This is a genomic window from Dietzia sp. DQ11-38-2, assembly GCF_014145055.1.
In the GTDB taxonomy this organism is placed as follows: Bacteria; Actinomycetota; Actinomycetes; order Mycobacteriales; family Mycobacteriaceae; genus Dietzia.
Map to the genome: position 1 here is coordinate 1 of NZ_JAALDW010000006.1, position 3,541 is coordinate 3,541.

Sequence of the window (3,541 nt, forward strand, 5' to 3'; positions counted from 1 at the left end):
AGCGACCCGGCCGCCAGCGAACCCCCACCGACAGAACCCCCACCAACCGAGCCCCCACCAACCGAACCACCGCCGACCGAACCACCGCCGACGGACCCCGCACCCACCGAACCCCCGCCAACGGAACCCGCACCCACGGATCCCGCGGCCAGCGCACCGGCCCCGCCCGCGAAGACGTCCCACACCCCGCGGCCCCCCGCGTCCGAGTAGACCTCCTGGGCGCCGGTGCCCACATCGGTCACCACGCGGTCGGCGATACCGTCGCCGGTCGAGTCCCACAGGGCGTCGTCGGCGTGCCCGTCGCCGTCGAAGTCCAGCCACAGCGCGTCTGCGGCACCGGTCCCGAGAGTGAGGTCGGGCGTGCCCTGCCAGTGCGTCGGCTCACCGACGCCGTCTCCGAAGAAGTAGTCCATGCCCGAAATGGTGTCGCGGCCTGGTGGCGCGGGCCAGTGCCGAGCAGCGATCTGTGGACAACCCGACCTCCCTCCACAGAGGGCAGTGACGCTCTTGACCGACCCTTCAGCGGGAGTCGCTGCGCACCAGGAGCACCGGCCTGTCCGGATCCCCGTGCAGATCCGGATCCCCGAGCCGCGCGGCCCGGAGGCCGACGACGACGAGAAAGGCCAACGCCCAGAGGAGATAGGCGTCGCCCACGAGGTGCTGGATCGGCCCCCACGCGAGTTCACGCCCCTCGTCATGGGGGAACCACCACTGTGGTGTCGTCAGGAAGACCACGATGCCGGAGCCCGCCAGGGCGAGCCAGCCACGCTCGTCGTCGTCATCCCTCTCGGCCGCGCGCGCCGCCCACACCGCCGTGAGAACGACGGCCGGCACCGACCAGACCCAGTGGTGTCCCCAGGACACCGGCGAGCAGAACAGCGCGACGAACCCCACCGCGACGGCGGCGGCGACCTCGTGCCCGTGGCGCAGCAGCCGCCACGCCACCCAGGCGATACCCAGGCCCACCAGCGCGGACACCACGAACCACGCCACCGATGCCGCCGAGCCCTCGAGACCGAGGCGGTACACGAACCCGTTGACCGACTGATTGGAGGAGAACGACAGTGCGCCGATTCGGGCGGGATCCCGGATCGCGAACGACCAGTAGCGGGCCGAGTCGGCCGGGGTCAGCAGGTGACCGAGGCCGGTGAAGGCGAGCGCGGCGAGGACCGCGGTCCCCAGACCCCTCCAGTCGCGACGCAGCGCGAAGTACAACAGGAACACCGCGGGGGTGAGCTTGATCGCCATCGCCAGGCCGGTGAGGATCCCGCCCCACCAGCGACCCCGGCCACGGATCACGTCCACCAGCACCAACGCCATGAGGAAGACGTTGATCTGCCCGAACCCGATCGTCTCGCGGACCGGTCCGAACCACAGCGCGACGGCCATCACCGCGACCGTGAGCCACCACAGCTCGCGGACCGGACGAGCACAGGTGCGGCTGAGGACCAGCTGCACCACGGAGGCGAGCACGGCGATGGTGGCCAGCGTGATGACGACCGAGGCCACCGCCAACGGGACGAGCGTGAACAAGGCGAAGATCTGGGCCGCGAGCGGGGGGTAGGTGAAGGGCAGGTGGGCCCCCTCCGCCAGCCGGGGCAGTTCGCCGTAGAGATCGCCGCCGTCCCGGAACACCTGCCCGCCGACCCGGTAGACGTCCAGGTCGATGCGGTACGGGGGGAGGTTCTGGAGGCCCGGGATTCCGACCGTGTGGAGGACCGTACCGAGCGTCGCCAGGACGGCGGCCACGGCCCTGCCCGCGGTCGAGCCGAGATAGCGGTCGACCGCGCCGCCGATCACGCCGGGTCGCCGTTCTGCGGGTCTGTGCTCCGCTCGGCCCACCACCGGAGGAGTTCGGCCTCCGCCTCGTCGCGGTCGAGTGGGCCGCGGTCCAGGCGCAGTTCCTTGAGGAAGGCCCAGGCCCGGCCGACGTCCGGCCCGGGCTTGAGGTCGAGCAACCGCATGATCTCGTTGCCGTCGAGGTCCGGTCGGACGCGGGCCAGATCCTCCTTCTCCGCGATCTCGGCGATCCGGTGTTCGAGGGAGTCGTAGCTGGCCTGGAGCCTGGCCGCGCGCCGTTTGTTCCTCGTGGTGCAGTCCGCGCGCACCAGCCGGTGGAGGCGGGGGAGCAGATGTCCCGCGTCGGAGACATAGCGGCGCACGGCGGAGTCGGACCACTGCCCCTCGCCGTACCCGTGGAAGCGCAGGTGGAGGAACACCAGCCCCGAGACGTCCTCGATCATCTGCTTGGAGTATTTGAGTGCACGCATGCGCTTGCGCACCATCTTGGCGCCCACCACCTCGTGGTGGTGGAAGGTCACCCCGCCGCCCGGTTTGGCCGCGCGCGTGGCCGGCTTGCCCACGTCGTGCAGCAGCGCGGCCCAGCGCAACACGAGGTCAGGGCCGTCCGGTTCGAGGTCGATGGCCTGCCGCAGCACGGTGAGCGAATGCCAGTACACGTCCTTGTGCTGCATGTGCTCGTCGCGTTCCAGCTTCATCCCCGGCACCTCGGGCAACACGCGGTCGGCCAACCCGGCCTCACAGAGCATGTTGATCCCGTCGATCGGGTAGTCCCCCAGGATGGTCTTGTCCAACTCGGTGCGGACCCGCTCGACGGTGATCCTGTCGATCTCGGCGGTCATCTCCGACATCGCCCGGAACACCCGGGGGGCGAGGGAGAAACCCAACTGGGAGACGAACCGGCAGGCCCGGAGCATGCGCAGCGGATCATCGGAGAACGACTGCTCCGGGGCCGCAGGGGTGTCCAGGACCCCCGCGAGCAGGGCCTCCATCCCGTCGAGGGGGTCACAGAACTCGTGACGTCCGTCGGGGTGCAGCCGCACCGCCATCGCGTTGACCGTGAAGTCGCGACGGACCAGGTCTCCCTCCAGGGTGTCCCCGAAGACCACGTCGGGATTGCGGGTCACCCCGTCGTAGGAGTCCGCGCGGAACGTGGTGATCTCGATCTGCTGCTCGACACCACCGGCGTCATGCTTGACCGCCGACAGGGTGCCGAACTCGATACCGGTGTCCCACACCGTGTCCGCGTAGGTCTCGAGGATCCCCCGGACCGTCTCGGGCCGCGCGTCCGTGGTGAAGTCCAGGTCCGTGCCGAGTCGGCCCAGAACGGCGTCGCGCACACTCCCGCCGACGAGGTAGAGCTCGTGCCCGGCCTCGACGAACGCCGACGCGAGAGGAGCGAGCACGTCCGCGTGATCGTTGAGAGTGGACTGGGCGCCCGCCAGGAGCCGGACCCGCCGCGCCTCGGACTCGGTCGGGTCGGGCGGGGTGCCCGGGCCGTCCTGCAGTCCCGAGAACACCGCCGCATCGTGTCGGTCCGAGGTGGCGCGCGGATCTGGGTGGGGGTTGCGGGCTGTCACAGCGGAGACCTTACCGAGTCGGTCCGCCCGCCTCGGACCACAGCGGCTCCACGGCCTCGACCACCGGGGGCCGCTCAGCAGCTCCCCCGACTCCTCGAGGCACGCCGGGTACGCGGGGTCACCCCGGAACTCCTGTGCTGCGGCGGCGTCGGGGAAGTGCT

General features: G+C 70.8%; 3 protein-coding genes. All 3 read right to left on the bottom strand.

The genetic code is table 11. From position 1 onward, the window contains the following. The coding region (locus tag G6026_RS00230; protein WP_182611898.1) for a pullulanase at positions 1 to 413 on the bottom strand (413 nt) is incomplete at its 3' end. A 106-nt stretch (positions 414 to 519) separates the two neighbouring features. Further along, complete coding sequence (locus tag G6026_RS00235) at positions 520 to 1,800, bottom strand: glycosyltransferase 87 family protein (RefSeq protein WP_107757870.1); 1,281 nt, start codon at positions 1,798 to 1,800, stop codon at positions 520 to 522. Next, positions 1,797 to 3,320, bottom strand: a complete 1,524-nt coding sequence (locus G6026_RS00240) for a CCA tRNA nucleotidyltransferase (RefSeq protein WP_107758305.1) — start codon at positions 3,318 to 3,320, stop codon at positions 1,797 to 1,799. The genes G6026_RS00235 and G6026_RS00240 overlap by 4 nt, the downstream gene beginning before the upstream one ends. Positions 3,321 to 3,541: the final 221 nt, after the last annotated feature.